Origin of the sequence: Mesorhizobium sp. M7A.F.Ca.CA.002.05.1.1, from assembly GCF_003998335.1 — a bacterium.
GTDB lineage: Bacteria > Pseudomonadota > Alphaproteobacteria > Rhizobiales > Rhizobiaceae > Mesorhizobium.
In genome coordinates, this window is record NZ_RZQI01001644.1 from 1 (window position 1) to 454 (window position 454).

The window sequence follows — 454 nt, forward strand, 5'->3', positions numbered from 1 at the left end:
CCCCAGGGCGAAGCCCTTGGCGATGGTGTTGCGGATGAACTCGTGCGTTTGTTTCATCACACCCTCCCTAGGGCAAAGCCCTTGGCGATGTAGTTGCGGACGAACCAGATCACGAGCGCGCCTGGAAGGATGGTGAGCACGCCGGCGGCGGCGAGCACGCCCCAGTCGAGCCCGGAGGCCGAGACCGTGCGCGTCATGATCGCCGCGATCGGCTTGGCGGCGGTCGTGGTCAAGGTGCGCGCGATCAGCAGCTCGACCCATGAGAACATGAAGCAGAAGAAGCAGGCCACGCCGACGCCGCTGGCGATCAGCGGCATGAAGATTTTTAGGAAGAAGCGCGGGAAGGAGTAGCCATCGATATAGGCGGTCTCATCGATCTCCTTCGGCACGCCGGACATGAAACCCTCGAGGATCCACACCGCCAGCGGCACGTTGAACAGGCAGTGTGCCAGCG

At 63.2% G+C, this 454-nt stretch carries 1 protein-coding gene; it reads right to left on the minus strand.

Annotation, left to right across the window (positions count from 1 at the left end; translation table 11 throughout):
• Positions 1-56: 56 nt before the first annotated feature.
• Positions 57-454, minus strand: a 398-nt coding sequence (locus tag EN939_RS37545; RefSeq protein WP_164751664.1) for an ABC transporter permease subunit, incomplete at its 5' end; no start/stop codon positions are given.